16 protein-coding genes are annotated in these 16,017 nt (G+C 74.5%); 10 read left to right on the top strand and 6 right to left on the bottom strand.

Going from position 1 to position 16,017, the window contains the following annotated elements:
* The first annotated feature begins 3 nt into the window (after nucleotides 1–3).
* The 4 genes from ACFCV8_RS04975 to ACFCV8_RS04960 are packed head-to-tail and all read left to right on the top strand — an operon-like array spanning nucleotide 4 to nucleotide 5,070.
* Nucleotides 4–1,659: an ABC transporter substrate-binding protein gene (locus ACFCV8_RS04975; protein ID WP_376683838.1), complete on the top strand. Its 1,656-nt coding sequence runs from the start codon at nucleotides 4–6 to the stop codon at nucleotides 1,657–1,659.
* A complete protein-coding gene (locus ACFCV8_RS04970; protein ID WP_376683837.1) occupies nucleotides 1,656–2,612 on the top strand; it encodes an ABC transporter permease in 957 nt (318 codons plus the stop codon). Before ACFCV8_RS04975 ends, ACFCV8_RS04970 begins: the two co-directional genes overlap by 4 nt.
* Complete coding sequence (locus ACFCV8_RS04965) at nucleotides 2,609–3,442, top strand: ABC transporter permease (RefSeq protein ID WP_376683836.1); 834 nt, start codon at nucleotides 2,609–2,611, stop codon at nucleotides 3,440–3,442. Before ACFCV8_RS04970 ends, ACFCV8_RS04965 begins: the two co-directional genes overlap by 4 nt.
* Nucleotides 3,439–5,070 carry a dipeptide ABC transporter ATP-binding protein gene (locus ACFCV8_RS04960; protein WP_376683835.1) on the top strand — a complete coding sequence of 544 codons (1,632 nt, stop codon included), beginning with the start codon at nucleotides 3,439–3,441 and terminating at the stop codon, nucleotides 5,068–5,070. The genes ACFCV8_RS04965 and ACFCV8_RS04960 overlap by 4 nt, the downstream gene beginning before the upstream one ends.
* On the opposite strand, the gene ACFCV8_RS04955 is transcribed toward ACFCV8_RS04960, so the two are convergent.
* Nucleotides 5,027–6,466 (bottom strand): dihydrolipoyl dehydrogenase family protein, encoded by a 1,440-nt coding sequence (locus ACFCV8_RS04955; RefSeq protein ID WP_376683834.1) that lies wholly within the window; start codon nucleotides 6,464–6,466, stop codon nucleotides 5,027–5,029. The genes ACFCV8_RS04960 and ACFCV8_RS04955 overlap by 44 nt on opposite strands.
* Nucleotides 6,467–6,581: 115 nt before the next feature.
* Here ACFCV8_RS04955 and trxA point away from each other — a divergent pair, with 115 nt between their 5' ends.
* Nucleotides 6,582–6,956: a thioredoxin gene (trxA, locus tag ACFCV8_RS04950; RefSeq protein ID WP_376683833.1), complete on the top strand. Its 375-nt coding sequence runs from the start codon at nucleotides 6,582–6,584 to the stop codon at nucleotides 6,954–6,956.
* Nucleotides 6,957–6,985: 29 nt separating this feature from the next.
* On the opposite strand, the gene ACFCV8_RS04945 is transcribed toward trxA, so the two are convergent.
* Entirely contained in the window at nucleotides 6,986–7,357 is a 372-nt protein-coding gene (locus ACFCV8_RS04945; protein ID WP_376683832.1) for a hypothetical protein, read from the bottom strand.
* Between the two features lie 65 nt (nucleotides 7,358–7,422).
* Nucleotides 7,423–8,445 (bottom strand): LacI family DNA-binding transcriptional regulator, encoded by a 1,023-nt coding sequence (locus ACFCV8_RS04940; RefSeq protein ID WP_376683831.1) that lies wholly within the window; start codon nucleotides 8,443–8,445, stop codon nucleotides 7,423–7,425.
* A 101-nt stretch (nucleotides 8,446–8,546) separates the two neighbouring features.
* Between ACFCV8_RS04940 and ACFCV8_RS04935 the strand changes: the two genes are divergently transcribed.
* Complete coding sequence (locus ACFCV8_RS04935; protein ID WP_376683830.1) at nucleotides 8,547–9,014, top strand: type II toxin-antitoxin system PemK/MazF family toxin; 468 nt, start codon at nucleotides 8,547–8,549, stop codon at nucleotides 9,012–9,014.
* Here ACFCV8_RS04935 and ACFCV8_RS04930 read toward each other — a convergent pair.
* The gene (locus ACFCV8_RS04930) at nucleotides 8,999–9,862 is read right to left on the bottom strand and encodes a TIGR02452 family protein (RefSeq protein ID WP_376683829.1); all 864 of its coding nucleotides are present in this window, start codon (nucleotides 9,860–9,862) and stop codon (nucleotides 8,999–9,001) included. The two genes, ACFCV8_RS04935 and ACFCV8_RS04930, sit on opposite strands and share 16 nt — an antisense overlap.
* Before the next feature lie 147 nt (nucleotides 9,863–10,009).
* Here ACFCV8_RS04930 and egtA point away from each other — a divergent pair, with 147 nt between their 5' ends.
* From egtA to egtD, 4 genes are read left to right on the top strand one after another with little or no spacing between them, the layout of a single operon-like run.
* Nucleotides 10,010–11,329, top strand: coding sequence for an ergothioneine biosynthesis glutamate--cysteine ligase EgtA (gene egtA, locus ACFCV8_RS04925; protein ID WP_376683828.1), 1,320 nt, complete (start codon nucleotides 10,010–10,012; stop codon nucleotides 11,327–11,329).
* Nucleotides 11,326–12,669 carry an ergothioneine biosynthesis protein EgtB gene (gene egtB, locus ACFCV8_RS04920; RefSeq protein ID WP_376683827.1) on the top strand — a complete coding sequence of 448 codons (1,344 nt, stop codon included), beginning with the start codon at nucleotides 11,326–11,328 and terminating at the stop codon, nucleotides 12,667–12,669. Before egtA ends, egtB begins: the two co-directional genes overlap by 4 nt.
* Complete coding sequence (gene egtC, locus ACFCV8_RS04915; RefSeq protein WP_376683826.1) at nucleotides 12,669–13,424, top strand: ergothioneine biosynthesis protein EgtC; 756 nt, start codon at nucleotides 12,669–12,671, stop codon at nucleotides 13,422–13,424. The genes egtB and egtC overlap by 1 nt, the downstream gene beginning before the upstream one ends.
* Entirely contained in the window at nucleotides 13,421–14,383 is a 963-nt protein-coding gene (egtD, locus tag ACFCV8_RS04910) for an L-histidine N(alpha)-methyltransferase (RefSeq protein ID WP_376683825.1), read from the top strand. Before egtC ends, egtD begins: the two co-directional genes overlap by 4 nt.
* Here egtD and ACFCV8_RS04905 read toward each other — a convergent pair.
* Both ACFCV8_RS04905 and ACFCV8_RS04900 read right to left on the bottom strand, forming a co-directional pair.
* On the bottom strand, nucleotides 14,326–15,207 hold the full coding sequence (locus ACFCV8_RS04905; RefSeq protein ID WP_376683824.1) for a lysophospholipid acyltransferase family protein: 882 nt from the start codon (nucleotides 15,205–15,207) through the stop codon (nucleotides 14,326–14,328). The genes egtD and ACFCV8_RS04905 overlap by 58 nt on opposite strands.
* A complete protein-coding gene (locus ACFCV8_RS04900) occupies nucleotides 15,204–15,998 on the bottom strand; it encodes a GNAT family N-acetyltransferase (RefSeq protein ID WP_376683823.1) in 795 nt (264 codons plus the stop codon). The genes ACFCV8_RS04905 and ACFCV8_RS04900 overlap by 4 nt, the downstream gene beginning before the upstream one ends.
* Between the last annotated feature and the right edge of the window lie 19 nt (nucleotides 15,999–16,017).

Raw genomic sequence — 16,017 nt, 5'->3', positions numbered from 1 at the left:
TCCGTGCCCACTCGCCGGTCCTTCCTCCTGCTGTCCGCCGGTGCCCTGACGGCGGCCGGTCTGACCGCCTGCTCCCCCGGCGCCGCGGCCGGTCCCTCCCCGGGCGCGGACGGACCCCCGCGCGACGGCGGGACGCTCACCTTCGCCACCGACGTGGAACCGGACAACTTCGACCCCCACGTGTCCCCCGCCGACATCGTCGGCGTACTGATGCGCAACGTGTTCGACTCCCTGGTCGCCCAGCGCCCGGACGGCACGTTCGAGCCGTGGCTGGCCAGGGAGTGGAAGGTCTCGGACGACGGCCGGGCGTACACCTTCCGTCTCCGCGACGACGTCGGGTTCACCGACGGCACCCCGTTCGACGCGGCGGCGGTGCGGGCGAACTTCGACCACATCGTGGCCCCGGCCACCAAGTCGCAGTACGCGGCCACCCTGATCGGCCCGTACGAGCGCACCGAGGTCGTGGACCGGCACACGGTGACGGTCCGGCTGAAGCGGCCGTACGCGTCCTTCCTGCACGCCGTGTCGACGACGTATCTCGGCTTCCACTCGCCGAAGACGCTGCGCGAGCGGACGGACGAACTGGCGGCCGGCGGGTCGGCCTCCGTCGGCACGGGGCCGTTCACCTTCGTCTCCCGGGTGAAGGGCCAGCAGTTGGTCCTCGCCCGCAACGCCTCGTACGCCTGGCCGCCCGCCTCGGCCGGGAACGACGGCCCCGCCCATGTCGAGCGGCTGGTCGTCAGCTTCCTGCCGGAGAACGCGACCCGGGTCGGAGCGGTGACCTCCGGCCAGGCGGACGTCGCGGACTTCCTCCCGGCCAACCGGGTCGCCTCGCTGAAGTCGCAGCCGGGCCTGTCCATCAGCGGCCACGACTCGCCGGGCATCGTCTACTCCTACTTCCTCAACACCGAACGCGCCCCCTTCGACCAGCTCGACGCCCGGCTCGCCGTCCTGCACGCCGTGGACACCGCGGCCATCACCAAGGCCGTCTTCGCCGGGCAGTACCGACGCGCCTGGGGTCCGCTCAGCCCGTCCACCCCCGGCTACGCCCCGGCCGTCGAGCACAGCTGGGGGCATGATCCGGCCAGGGCGGGGGCACTGCTCGACGGGCTCGGCTGGACCGGCCGGGACTCCGAGGGCTACCGGACCAGGAACGGCGAGCGGTTCCGGCTGACCCTGCTGTACGTCCCGGCGTACACCAAGGCCGAGCGGCGCACCTTCGACACCGCCGTCCAGGCCGAACTGAAGCGGGCGGGCATCGAACTGGTCCTCGAGCCGCTGGACGCGGGCAGCTACACCCCGGTCCGCGACCGCGGCGACTACGACATCATCGCCTTCGCCTGGGGCGGCTCGGACCCGGACCTGCTGCGCACGGTCTTCCACTCGAGGAGCCGGCTCGCCGACGGCGGGGCGAACGGCTCCCGGGTGGACGACCCGCGGATCGACGGCTGGCTGGACGCGGCGACGGCGGCCACCTCGGCGAAGGAGCGCGAGGCGCTGTACGCGAAGGTGCAGCAGCGGGTCATGGCCCAGGGCTACGCGCTCCCGGCGTTCGTCGGCACCCGGCAGCTGGGGGTGCGGGGCCGGGCGCACGGAGTGACCTTCGACGCCTCGGCGTGGCCGCTGTTCCAGGGCGCGTGGGTGGACGGCGGCCGATGAGCCCCCGGGCGCGGCGGTGGACGGTGCCGGTGGTGCGGCGGCTCGGGGCCGGGTTGCTGGTGCTGTGGGGTGCGGCGACCGTGTCGTTCCTGGTGCTGCACCTGGTCCCGGGCGATGTGGTGGACACGGTGCTCGGCCCGTCGACGTCCGCGACGCCCGAGCTGCGCGACCGCATCCGGGCCGACTACGGGCTCGGCGACCCGCTGGTGGTGCAGTATCTGCGGCAGCTGGGCGGGCTGCTGACCGGCGACCTGGGCCGCTCGTACCAACTGGGGCTGCCGGTGGGCGATGTGCTGGCCGGTCAGATCGGGCCGACGGTGGAGCTGGCGCTGGCGGCGACCGCGCTGGCCCTGCTCATCGCGTTCACGGCCGCCGTGGCGACCGCGGGGCGCGGCCGGATCGCCCGTGCGGTGGCCTCGGGGCTCGAACTGCTCGCGGTGTCGGTGCCCTCGTACTGGCTGGGCATCCTGGGACTGACGGTGCTGTCGTACCGCTTCCGGCTGCTGCCCGCGGCCGGCGACCAGGGGGTGGCGGCGCTGGTCCTGCCCGCGCTGACCCTGGCCCTGCCGATCGGCGGCGTGCTGGCCCGGGTCGTGCGCCAGGAGCTGGACGAGGCGCTGGCCAGGCCGTTCGCGCTGACCGTACGGGCCAGGGGTGCGAGCGAGCGGCGGGTGCTGCTGCGGCACACCCTGCGCCATGCGGCGCTGCCCGTGGCGACGCTCTCCGGTTGGGTGGTGGGCAGTCTGCTGGGCGGTGCGGTGCTCACCGAGACGGTGTTCGCCCGGCCGGGGCTCGGGCGGGTGCTGGTGACGGCGGTGACGTCCAAGGACATCCCCGTGGTGACCTCGTTGGTGCTGTTGTCCGCGGCGGTGTTCGTCGTGGTGAATCTGCTGGTGGACCTCGCCTATCAGGTGATCGATCCGCGGCTGCGTGTGGAAGGGGCGGGCGTATGAGCGCGGGTGTACGGGCCCGGGAGGGTCGTCGGGTGGCGGTGGTGATCGCCTCGGGGGTGCTGGTCGTGCTGGCGGTGGCGGTGGCCTTCCCCGGGCTGCTGGCCCCGCACCCGCCCGACGACACGGATGTGGTGGCGGCGTTCCGGCCGCCCGGCGGCGCGCACCCGTTCGGCACGGACGAGCTGGGCCGCGACGTGCTGTCCCGGGTGGTGTACGGGGCGCGCCCGTCGCTGGCGATCGGGCTCGGCGCGACCGCGCTCGGGGTGCTGGCCGGGCTCGTCGTCGGGCTGCTGGCGGCGACCGGTCCGCGCCTGGCCGACCGGGTGCTGATGCGCGGTCTCGACGTGCTGCTGGCCTTTCCCGAGCTGCTGCTGGCCCTGCTGGTGGTCACGGTGGTCGGCTCGGGCACGGCGAACGTGCTGGTGGCGCTGGGCGTCGCGGCCGTGCCCACGTACGCGCGGCTGGTGCGGGGGCAGGCGCTGCCCGCCGTCCGGTCCCCGTTCGCGGAGGCGGCGCGGGTGCTGGGGGTGCGGCGGCCGGTGATCGTGCTGCGACACGTGCTGCCCCATGTGACGGGTCCGCTGCTGGTGCTGGCGACCGTCGGCACCGGCACCGCCGTGATCTCCGGTTCGGCGCTCAGCTTCCTGGGGCTCGGCACCCCGCCGCCGACCGCCGAGTGGGGGTCGATGCTGTCGGACGGCCGGGAGTTCCTGGCCACCGCGTGGTGGACGGCGACCTTCCCGGGGCTGGCGATCGTCGCGGTGGTGCTGTCGGTGACGGTGCTGGGCCGGTCGCTGCGGGCCGGTGCGCCCGGGGAGGCCGGGGCATGAGCGAGTTGCTGACGGTGGCGGGGCTGGACGTGCGTTTCGGGGCCGGGCGCGGCGGGTCCGGGCGGTCCGGTCCGGTGCACGCGGTGCGGGACGTGTCCTTCTCCGTCGCGCCGGGCGAGTGCCTGGCGCTGGTCGGGGAGTCGGGCTCGGGGAAGAGCACGGTGGCGCGTGCGCTGCTGGGGCTCGCCGGGCCGGGGGCGCGGGTACGGGCCCGGGCGCTGCGGGTGGACGGGCGGGACGTGACGGGTTTCCGGGCGCGCGACTGGCGTTCCGTACGGGGCCGGGTCGTGGGGCTGGTCGCGCAGGACGCGCTGGTGTCGCTGGACCCGTTGCGCCGGATCGGGGCCGAGATCGCGGAGCCGATGCGGCTGCACCGTACGGTCGACCGGTCGCGGACCGGGGACCGGGTCGTGGAGCTGCTGGACCGGGTGGGGGTTCCGGACCCGCGGGCGCGGGCCGCGCAGTATCCGCACGAGCTGTCCGGCGGACTGCGGCAGCGTGCCCTGATCGCGTCGGCGCTGGCCGCCGGTCCCCGGCTGCTGATCGCGGACGAGCCGACCACCGCTCTCGACGTGACGGTGCAGGCACAGATCCTCGATCTGCTGGCCGCGGCGAAGGCGGACGGCACCGGGCTCCTGCTGATCACCCATGACCTGGGCGTGGTGGCCCGGATCGCGGACCGTACGGCGGTGCTGCGGCAGGGCACGGTGGTGGAGTCGGGCCCGACTCCCGAACTGCTCGGCGCCCCCCATCACCCGTACACCCGGGCCCTGTTGGCGGCCTCGGTGCTGCGTCCGGCGGCGCGCCCGGCGAAGCGGACCGGGCCGGTGCTGGAGGTGGCGTCGGTGTCGGTCTCGTACGGGGCGCGCACGGCGGTACGGGACGTCTCCTTCACGCTGCGCGCGGGCGAGACGGTCGGGCTGGTCGGCGAGTCGGGCTCCGGGAAGAGCAGCGTGACGCGGGTGGTGACGGGGCTGCTGCGGCCGGACTCCGGGACGGTGCGGCTGGACGGCGAGCCCTGGTCCGCTCTGCCCGAACGGCTGCGGCGGCCGCGCCGCTCCCGTATCCAGCTGGTCCATCAGGACCCGTACAGCGCCCTCGACCCCCGGTTCACGGTGGAGCGGATCATCGCCGAGGGCATCGGGCGCCAGGAGGACCGGGCCGCCCGCACGCTGGAGCTCCTGGGGCTGGTGGGTCTCGGCACCGAGCATCTGCACCGCCGCCCCGACCAGCTCTCCGGCGGTCAGCGCCAGCGCGTCGCGATCGCCCGCGCGCTGGCCCCGTCGCCCGCCGTCCTGGTCTGCGACGAGCCGGTGTCGGCGCTCGACGCCTCGGTGCGGGCCCAGGTGCTGGATCTGCTGGACGGCATCCAGCGCCGCCTGGGCACGGCCCTGTTGTTCGTCTCGCACGATCTTTCGGTGATCCGGCGGATCAGTGACCGGGTGCTGGTGATGAAGGACGCGGAGGTGGTGGAGGAGGGCGCGGCGCAGGAGGTGTTCGACGCGCCCCGGCACCCGTACACGAAGGCGCTGCTGGCGGCCGTCCTCACCCCGGGCCCGGCCGCCGCAGCTCCTCCCGTGCCGCTCAGCCCCGGTACGTCTCCAGCAGCCGCAGCCAGACCTCGCTGATCGTGGGGTACGCCGGAACGGCGTGCCACAGGCGGTGGATCGGCACCTCGCCCGCGACCGCGACCGTCGCCGAGTGGAGGAGTTCGCCGGTGCCGGGGCCGACGAAGGTGACGCCGAGCAGGATTTCCCGGTCGAGGTCGACGACCATGCGGGCGCGGCCCCGGTAGCCGTCCGCGTAGAGGCCGGAGCCCGCCACGCCGGCGAGGTCGTAGTCGACGGCGCGGACCCGGTGGCCCGCCCGTTCCGCCTCGGCGAGGCTGAGGCCGACCGCGGCGGCCTCCGGGTCGGTGAAAACGACCTGGGGGACGGCGGCGTGGTCGGCGGTGGCGGCGTGGGCGCCCCAGGGGCCGGTCTCCAGGGGCGGGGTGCCGGTGGCGCGGGCGGTGATCGCGGCGCCCGCGACGCGGGCCTGGTACTTGCCCTGGTGGGTGAGGAGTGCCCGGTGGTTGACGTCGCCCACCGCGTAGAGCCAGTCGCTGCCCTCCACCCGGCAGCTGTCGTCGACGGTGAGCCACGAGCCGGGTTCCAGGCCCACCGTCTCCAGCCCGAGGTCGTCGGTACGCGGGGCGCGGCCGGTGGCGAAGAGGATCTCGTCGGCCTCGATCCGTTCGCCGTCGCCCAGTTCGACGGTGACCGGACCGTCGGGGGCGGGGCGGTGGACGGCGGCGACCGAGGCACCGGTGCGGATCTCCGCCCCGGCCTCGGTGAGGGCCTCGGCGATCAGCTCACCCGCGAAGGGCTCCATCCTGGGCAGCAGTCCCGTGCCGCGGACCAGCAGGGTCACCCGGGCGCCGAGGGCCTGCCAGACGGTGGCCATCTCCACCCCGACCACGCCGCCGCCGACGATCACCAGCCGGCCGGGCACCTGCTTCGCGCTGGTCGCCTCCCGGCTGGTCCAGGGGCGGGCCGTGTCCACGCCGGGCAGGTCGGGGACGACGGCGCGGCTGCCGGTGCACAGGGCGACGGCGTGGCGGGCGGTGAGGTGGTGCTCGGTGCCGTCGGGCGCCGTGACGGTGACCCGCTTCTCGCCGGTGAGCCTGCCCGTGCCCCGGTGGATGTCGGCGCCGATTCCCTCCAGCCAGGCGGCCTGGCCGTCGTCCTTCCAGTACGAGGCGTAGTAGTCGCGGTGGGCGAGGACCGCCTCGGCGTCCAGCGGTCCCTGTACGGCGGCGGCGAGGCCCGGGACGCGGCGGGCGTCGGCCCGGGCGACCACCGGGCGCAGCAGGGCCTTGCTGGGCATGCAGGCCCAGTAGGAGCATTCGCCGCCGATCAGCTCCGACTCGACGACCGCGGCGGTCAGCCCGGCGGCCCGGACCCGGTCGGCGACGTTCTCGCCCACCGGCCCCGCTCCGATGACCACGACGTCGTACTCGGTGTTCTGGGAAGCATCTGTCATGGGGACAGTCTGGTCGCGGGTGTGGACGGCGGCCACATGGGCAGGCGGAATAGCACGGGGACGGGCGCCGTTGTCCGGACAGATCCGAGCGGGCAGAGAAATGAGGTATCGGAACATGAGCACCATCGAGCTCACCAAGGAAAACTTCGATCAGATCGTCAGCGACAACGACTTCGTCCTGATCGACTTCTGGGCTTCCTGGTGCGGTCCGTGCCGGCAGTTCTCGCCGGTGTACGAGGCGGCCTCGGAGCGTCATGACGACGTGGTCTTCGCGAAGGTCAACACCGAGGAGCAGCAGGAGCTGGCGGCGGCCTTCGAGATCCGTTCCATTCCCACGCTGATGATCGTCCGGGAGAACGTGGCGGTGTTCGCGCAGCCCGGAGCGCTGCCGGAGGCGGCTCTGGAGGACATCATCGGGCAGGCCCGGAAGCTGGACATGGACGAGGTCCGCAAGTCCATCGAGGAGCAGAAGAGCCAGGGGCAGCAGTAGGCCCTGGCACGCCGGCCGGGCCCGGGGCCTCAGTCCTCGGGGCCGGTCCCGGTGTCGTCCCGTTCCCTGACCCGGGCCGTGAGGCCGTAGGTCAGCTCGGCCCCGTCGACCAGCAGGGCTTCGACCGTGCGGGTTGCCGGGTCGATGTCGGCGACGAAGCCCTCACCGGCGTACCGGGGGTAGCCGGACGCGCCCGTCTCTCCGGTCGCCGAGACGACCGCCGAGCGGACGGCACCGCCGGACGCGGCGGTGCCTTCCGTCTCCCCGGCCCCGGCGGCACTCCCGGTGCCGGGTTCCCCGGATTCCGCGGCACCCTTTGCCCCGGCGGCCTCCCCGGCCTCGGGGGTCTCTTCGACGAATCCGGGGACCAGCAGGATCTCGTAGCTCTGCGGATGGCTCATGGCCTCACGTTAAGGGCTCCTCCGCGGTCCGGGGCGGACCCGTGCGCACCGGACCGCCGGGTGTCTCAGGCGGATTCGCGCCGCACCACCGCGGCCCGCAGCAGGTCGTGGCGCTCGGGGCTGCCTCCGGGCTCCCTGACCAGCCGGTCCACCAGCTCCGCGAGCGGCTGGGCGGTGGCCAGTTCCATCCGTACGGTGGTGAGCCGGGGCCGAAGCAGGCGGCCCAGCATCAGGTCGTCGGCGCCGATCACCGCCGTCTCGCGGGGCACTTCGACACCCGCGTCCTGCAGGGCCCGCATCAGGAGCATGGCGTACGCGTCGTCGAAGGCGAAGACGGCGTCCAGGTCCAGGGCACGCCAGCGGGCGGCCAGCCGGTCGGCCGACTCCTCCTCGTAGCGCAGCGGCAGCGGTTCCACCCGGGCCGTGTGGCGTCGGGCGGCCTGCCGGGCACCGGCGAGGCGGGGTTCGGCGAGACGGTCCAGACCGCTCTCCTCGGGCATGACCACACCGATGCGGCGGCGGCCGGTCGCCAGCAGGTGCGCCACCGCGCGGTCGCCGACCACCCGTTGGTCCATGACCAGCGCGTGGGCGCCGGGCACCGGGCGCGGACCGAGGGTGATCACGGCCTTGGCCCCGGATCGCCGGAGCACCGATATCCCGGCCGGGGTGAGGTCGATGGTGCCGGGGGCGATGACGGCGACCGGGCGGAGTTCGGCCCAGGCGCGCGGCGCGTCCCGCGGGTCCAGTCCGGTGCTGCCGTACTGGACGACGGTGTAGTCGAGTCGGCGCAGCCCCGTCTCCAGCTCGTGGAAGAAGCGGTGGTGCGGCGGCCCGGCCGGGAGGCCGGTGGTGGGCAGCAGCACCATGCGGGTGTGTCCGGCGCGCAGGCTGCGGGCCGCGGCGTGCGGCACGTAGCCCAGTTCGTCGGCTGCCTCCCGGACCCGGCGGCGGGTGGTCTCGCTGATCCGTACGGATGTGCTGTTGTTCAGCACGTACGAGACGGTGGCCCTGGAGACCCCGGCGAGCCGTGCGACGTCGACGCTGGTGGGGACGGGGCGTTCGGTGGGCTTGTTCGGTAACTGGCTCATGGCGTCGGGCAGTCTTCCAGACCCGCGCCGCACGGGTGCGCCCCGGGGCACGCACCGGCCCCGCGCCCCGGCGCCCCCGGGGCGGGTTCTACGGTGTGGAGATGATCTTCGAGCACCGTGACGACAGCATCGCCCCTGCGGCAGGCGTCCCGGGCCGCACCGGCCCGGGAGCCACCACGGAGGCCGACCCGCGCGAGGTGGGACCGGTCCGCACCTCCTACGCCCCCGACCGCGACGGCGACCCGGACCCCGGGGAGATCGTGTGGACATGGGTGCCGTTCGAGGAGAACGACGGGCGCGGCAAGGACCGCCCGGTCCTGGTGGTGGCCCGGGAGGCGGCGGGCACGCTGCTCGCCGTGCGGCTCTCCAGCAGGCCGCACGACCGGGACCGCGAGTGGGTGGCGCTCGGATCCGGGCCCTGGGACGGCTCCGGCCGCCCGTCCTGGGTCGATCTGGACCGGGTGCTGCGGGTGCACGAGGACGGGATGCGGCGCGAGGCGTGCGCGCTGGACCGGGCCAGGTTCGATCTGGTCGTCGGGCGGCTGCGGGAGCGCTACGGCTGGGCCTGAACTCCCGCCGGGCCGGGCGCGGCCATGTCACCGAAGGTGTGGTCGAAGGCGGCCCGGACGGCGGAGTCCGGGGACCGGTCCAGGATGCCGAAGACGATCTGCTCGAAGTGCCCGGCGAACCGGCCGCCGTCCAGGAGCAGCGCCCGGAACACCCCGGCCACCTGCGCCGGGTCGTTGCGGAACACACCACAGCCCCAGGCCCCCAGGACCAGCCTGCGGTACCCGCGCACCGCCGCGACCTCCAGCACCCGCTCCGCCCGGGAGGCGAGCGCGGCGGGGATGCGGTGGGCCTGTTCGGGGGTACGGGTGCGCACGACCCCGGCGTTGGGTGCCGGGGAGGTCAGGAAGCCGACGGTGTACGGGGTGTCGAGGAGCTTTCCCCGGTCGTCCCGGAACACCGGTACGCCCGGGGAGTGAATCACCCGGTCGGTGTAGAAGGCGCTGCGTTCGGCGCGGTGGTGGGCGTAGTACTCGGGGGCGCGCAGCAGGGTGGCGTAGAGGGCCGAGGCCCGGCACAGGGCTTCCTCCTGGGCCTGGGCGCCGTTGAGGTAGCCGCCGCCGGGGTTGCGGGCGGAGGCGTAGTTGAGCACGGCGATCCTGCCGGGGGCCTCGCCGGTCATGCGGTGGGCGGCGGCCAGGCTGCTCTCGCCGGTGACCTCGACGGCCGTGGTGCGGTCGCCGTCCAGGACGACGAGGGGCAGCGGTTCGGGCCCGTACAGCCTGGTCCCCGAGACCGCGCTGCTCAGCGCCCGTTCGATGGATACCTCGCGGCCGTCCCCGGTGCGGTAGCGGCCCGCTGCGACGACGGCCTCGGTCTCGCGCGCGATGGCGCGCAGCCGTGCGCTCATCGGTTCTCCCCCATGTGGTGCATACGGGGCATGTTCGGCGCACCGACGGCAGGGGCGCAACCGAATTTCTCGCGGACAGGGGCACTCTTGTGCGATCCATCCGCAGGGGTTTGGCTGGTGGGAGAGAACTACGGAAGGAGGCCCGGCATGTCGTGCGACACCACCGGGGAACACGGACCGCCCGGCGGTTCCCCGCCCCTGGACGAGGGCGAGGCCGAGGACTTACTGCGCTGTATCTGCTTCAAGACGGGACCGCCCCGCAAGGTCGGTGTGGAACTCGAATGGCTCATCCACGACCGGGACCGTCCCCGCGTCCCGGTCCCGCACCACCGTCTCGAAACGGCCACCGGCGTCCTGCGGGCCCTGCCCCTGAGCGCGTCGGTCACCTTCGAGCCCGGCGGCCAGCTGGAGCTCAGCTCGCGCCCCGCCGACTCCCTGATGGCGTGCGTCGACGCCACCGCCGCCGATCTTGCCGCGGTGCGTAAGGCCCTGGACGGGCTGGGGCTCGTGCCGGTCGGCCTGGGCGTGGATCCGTGGCACTCCCCGCGCCGTCTGCTGCGTGAACCCCGTTACGACGCCATGGAGATCGCCCTGGACCGGTCGGGTCCGGCCGGACGCGTGATGATGTGCAACACCGCGTCCGTCCAGGTCTGTCTGGACGCCGGGGAGGAGGAGCCGGGCCCCCTGGGCTACGGGCGGCGCTGGCAGCTGTGCCATCTGCTGGGCGCGGTCCTGGTGGCGGTCTTCGCCAACTCGCCCTTCCGGCTGGGGCGTCCCACGTCCTGGCGGTCCACCCGGCAGTCGCTGTGGGCCGCGCTCGATCCGTGGCGGCCGGTGGCACCGCCTTCCGGCCTGCCACCGCGCGACGCCTGGGCCACGCACGTGCTGGACGCCCCGGTGATGTGCATCCGGGACGACAGCGGGCCGTGGGCCGTACCCAGCGGACTGACGTTCCGCGACTGGATCCGCACCGGCGCGCCGAGACCCCCGGTGCGCGCCGACCTCGACTACCACATCAGCACGCTCTTCCCGCCGGTGCGGCCGCGCGGCCATCTGGAGCTGCGCATGATCGACGCCCAGTACGGCGCGGACGGCTGGCTGGTGCCGCTCGCCGTCATCACCGCCCTGTTCGACGATCCGGAGGCCGCCGAGACGGTGTTCCGTACCGTGGCGCCGCTGGCCGCGGCGGCCGGGCCGGGCCCCGCACCGCTCAATCCGCTCTGGGTGCGCGCCGCCCGCGACGGCCTCGCCGACCCCGAGCTGCGGGCGGCGGCCCTCACCTGCTTCGGGGCCGCGCTGGAGGCACTGCCCCGGCTCGGGGCCTCGCCGCGGGTGCAGGCGGCCGCGGCCGGTTTCCACGACCGGTACGTGGCCCGGGGCCGCTGCCCGGCCGACGACCTCCCCGCACTGCTCGCGTCCGCCGCGCCCGGCGGTCCGGACCACCACTTCGAGGGACCCCGCTCATGACCGACTCCCCCGCACACCATGGATCCGTGCCGCACGAAGCGGACCCCGAGGCCCTGCGGCAGCGGGCCCTCGCCGCGCTGCGCACCGCCCGGGCACGCACCGCACAGCTCACCGACAGCGTGGACGACGGCGAACTGACCGCCCAGCACTCGCCGTTGATGTCCCCACTGGTCTGGGATCTCGCGCACATCGGCAACCAGGAGGAGCTGTGGCTGCTGCGCGGGGTGGCCGGGCGGGAGGCGATCCGCCCGGAGATCGACGGCCTGTACGACGCCTTCGAGCACCCCCGGTCGGCCCGCCCCTCGCTGCCACTGCTGCCGCCCGCCGAGGCACGGGCGTACGCCGCGGAGGTACGCGACCGGGCCCTGGACGTCCTCGACACCACCGTTCTGGACGAGGCCCGGCCGCTGGTGCGGTCCGGCTTCGCCTTCGGCATGATCGCCCAACACGAACAGCAGCACGACGAAACGATGCTGATCACCCATCAGCTGAGGGCGGGACCGGCCGTGCTGGCCGCGCCCGTGCCGCCGCGCGCCGACGGCCCGGCGGACCTTCCGGCCGAAGTCCTGGTCGAAGGCGGCCCGTTCACGATGGGAACGTCCACCGAGCCCTGGGCCCTGGACAACGAACGCCCGGCACATGTGCGCGACGTGCCCGGTTTCTTCCTCGACACCGCACCGGTGACCTGCGCCGCGTACCAGGAGTTCATCGAGGACGGCGGCTACACGGAGCGGCGCTGGTGGGCCCCCGAGGGATGGGCGATGGTCCGCGAGCACGACCTGGCCGCCCCGCTGTTCTGGCACCGGGACGCCGGGCAGTGGCTGCGCCGCCGCTTCGGGGTCACCGAGCCGGTGCCCGGGGACGAACCGGTCCTCCACGTCAGCTGGTACGAGGCGGACGCCTATGCCCGCTGGGCCGGTCGCCGGCTGCCGACGGAGGAGGAGTGGGAGAAGGCGGCCCGCCACGACCCGGTGTCGGGGCGCTCCCGCCGCTACCCCTGGGGCGACGAGGACCCCTCGCCCGACCGGGCCAACCTCGGCCAGCGCCATCTGCGGCCCGCGCCCGCCGGAGCGTACCGGCAGGGCCGTTCGCCCTGCGGGGCCGGACAGTTGATCGGCGACGTATGGGAGTGGACGGCCAGCGACTTCCTGCCGTACCCGGGCTTCTCGGCATTCCCGTACCGGGAGTACTCGGAGGTGTTCTTCGGGCCCGCCCACAAGGTGCTGCGCGGCGGTTCCTTCGCCGTGGACCCGGTGGTGTGCCGGGGCACCTTCCGTAACTGGGACCTGCCGGTGCGGCGCCAGATCTTCTCCGGCTTCCGTACCGCGAGGGATGTCTGATGTGCCGTCATCTCGCCTATGTGGGGCCGCCGGTGCCGCTCGGGGAGCTGCTGGCCCGGCCGCCGCACTCGCTGGTCCGCCAGTCCTGGGAGCCGCGCCACCAGCGGTACGGGACGGTCAACGCGGACGGCTTCGGTGTCGGCTGGTACGCGGACGGCGACCCGGTGCCGGGGCGGTACCGGCGCCGCGGCCCGGTCTGGGGCGACGAGACCTTCGCCGACCTGGCCCGGGTGGTGCGCAGCGAGGCGCTGCTCGCCGCCGTCCGGGACGCCACCGAGGCGGGCGCCGACGGTGAGGCGGCCGCCGCGCCGTTCACCGCCGGGCCCCTGCTGTTCAGCCACAACGGCGCGGTGAAGGGCTGGCCGCACACCGTGGCCGCGCTCGCCGCGGCGCTGCCCCCGGCCGAGCTGCTGGCTCTCACCGCCCGCTGCGACTCGGCGCTGCTCTGGGCCCTGGTGCGAAACCGGCTGGCGGACGGTGACCGGCTGCCGGAGGCCGTCACCGGCACGGTGCTGGACGTGGCCGCCGCGGCACCGGAGTCCCGGCTGAACCTGCTGCTCACCGACGGCACGTCGATCGTGGCGACGGTCTGGGGCGACACCCTGTGGTGCCTCGCCGAACCGGGCCTGCGCGCGGTCGTGGCCTCGGAACCGTACGACGACGATCCGCGCTGGCACCCGGTCCCCGACCGCACCCTGCTGGTGGCGACCCGCGCCGACGTCTCACTGACCCCGCTCAAGGAGCCCCTTGCGTGAGTCCTTTTCTGCTGACCCGCACCCTGCCGGCCGACGCGACGGACGCGGCGCTGCGCGCCGATGTCCTGCACGGTCTGACCCGGCATCCCAAGACGCTGCCGCCCAAGTGGTTCTACGACGCCCGCGGCAGTGAGCTGTTCGAGGAGATCACCCGGCTGCCCGAGTACTACCCGACCCGTGCGGAGCGGGAGATCCTGATCGAGCGGGCCGACGAGATCGCCCGCGTCTCGGGGGCCCGGACCCTGATCGAGCTGGGGTCCGGTTCGTCGGAGAAGACCCGGCATCTGCTGGACGCGCTGGATTCGCTGCACAGTTACGTACCGGTCGACGTGAGCGAGAGCGCGTTGCGCGGCGCCGCCGAGGAGCTGCTCGCGCAGCGGCCCGAGCTCTCGGTGCACGCCCTGGTCGCCGACTTCACCAGCGGGCTCGCGCTGCCCGGCACCCCCGGGCCCCGGCTGCTGGCGTTCCTGGGCGGCACGATCGGCAATCTGCTGCCGGAGGAACGCGCGGCGTTCCTGCGGTCGGTGCGGTCGCTGCTCTCACCGGGCGACGCGCTGCTGCTCGGCACCGATCTGGTCAAGGACGAGAAGGTGCTGGTGGCCGCGTACGACGACGCGGCCGGGGTGACCGCGGAGTTCAACCGGAACGTGCTGCGGGTGGTGAACCGGGAGCTGGGCGCCGACTTCGACCCGGACGCCTTCGGCCATGTGGCGCTCTGGGACCCGGAGCGCGAGTGGATCGAGATGCGGCTGCGGGCCCGGCGGGCGCAGACGGTGAAGGTACCGGCCCTGGATCTGCTGGTGGGCTTCGAGGCCGGTGAGGAGCTGCGTACGGAGGTGTCGGCCAAGTTCCGCCGGGAGCGGGTCCGGGCGGAACTGGACGCGGCCGGTCTGCGGCTGGATCAGTGGTGGACGGATTCCGGGGACCGGTTCGCGCTCTCGCTGGCGACGGCCAGCTGAGCGCGCCGGGCCAGGGCGCGGCGGTCCGGGAACCCGCCCGCCGGGACCGGCGTCAGCACGCGGATCTCGGCGGTCAGCCCGGCCGCCCTCACCACCCGCCACAGTGAGGCGATGAGGGAGTCGTCCCCGACGAAGGCGGCGGCGCCGGCCGGGGCGTGCTGCTCCGCCGGTGCCGCCCTGTCCCGGCCGGTGGTCCGTGCTCGCGGCGGGGCGGCGCGGTAGCCGATGCGTACCGGCAGGACCGTGGCGTCCGCGTCGATCGCGGCCTGGAAGGCGGCCGGTGCGAACCGGCCGCCGGTGCCGCGCCCGCACCAGGTGGTGCCCTCCGGATAGACGACCACCCGCGCCCCGCCGCGCAGCGCCGCGGCGATGGTGCGGACGGTCGCGGGCAGCGCGCGCAGCCGGTCGCGGTCGACGAAGAGGGTGCCGCCGCGTGCGGCGAGCGGGCCGAGCAGTGGCCAGTCGCGGATCTCGCGCTTGGCCAGCATCCGGCCGGGGAGCACGGCGGCGACGAGCGGGATGTCCAGCCAGGAGATGTGGTTGGCGACGACGAGCGTGCCCGGCGTCCCGGGCGGGACGGGGGCGCCGGAGATCCGCACCCGTACGCCGAAGGAGCGGACGACCACGTGGGACCAGCGCCGGATCAGCCGTTCGCGGCGGGCCGCGCCGAACAGGGGCAGGAACGGCGCCCCCAGCGCACCGGCCAGGACGCAGGCGCATCCGGCGAGCAGCAGGACCACGGCGGCCGGGCGGCGCCGCCCGGGACCGCTGTGACCGGCGCAGATGTGCGGGGTGCAGGGCGCGGTGGGCAGCCAGGGGTTCATCGCAGCGGGGCGAGGGAGAGGAAGTGGCGCAGATACCGGGGGTCGGTGCGGCGCAGCGACAGCAGGACGTACAGGTCGGCGACGTCGAAGTCCGGGTCGTGGGCGGGTGCCCCGCACACCCGTGCGCCCAGCCGCAGATAGCCGCGGAGCAGCGGGGGCAGGGTGGCCAGTCCGGTACGTACCGGCTGCGCCGAGGAGGCGGGCTGCCAGAGGCGGCGCGGGGTGACCCAGTGGTCCTCGGGGGCGAGGTACTTGGTCCGCACCGTCTCCCAGGCACCGGCCGCCGCCGCGCCGCCGTCGGCGAGGGGGATCGAGCAGCAGCCGGCCAGCCAGTTGTGGCCGGTGCGTTCCATGTAGCGGGCGAGCCCGGCCCAGATCAGGGCTATGACGGCGCCGTCGCGGTGGGCGGGGTGGACGCAGGAGCGTCCGACCTCGACCAGGTCGTCGCGGATCGGGCCGAGCCGCTGGAGGTCGAACTCGCTCTCCGCGTAGAGACCGCCCGCCTCCCGGGCCCGCTCGGGCGGCAGGACCCGGTAGGTGGCGACGACCTCGCCGGTGGTCTCCTCCCGGACGAGCAGGTGGTCGCAGTACGCGTCGAACGCGTCGCTGTCCAGGCCGGGTTCGGGGCTGTCCAGCCGGGCGCCGAGCTCACCGGCGAAGACCTGGTGGCGCAGCCGCTGGGCGGCGCGCACCTCGTCCCGGTCGGCGGCCAGGGACACGCGGTAGCGCGGCTGGGACGGAGTGGCGGAGGGCAACGTGGCGGGGAGGGAGGCAACGGGCATCGCGTTCATGACAATCTCCCGGACGGAT

Source organism: Streptomyces sp. NPDC056347 (assembly GCF_042262625.1).
Taxonomy (GTDB): Bacteria; Actinomycetota; Actinomycetes; order Streptomycetales; family Streptomycetaceae; genus Streptomyces.
Note: the sequence above shows the minus strand (reverse complement) of the source record. Positions and strands in the feature narration are given on the sequence as shown.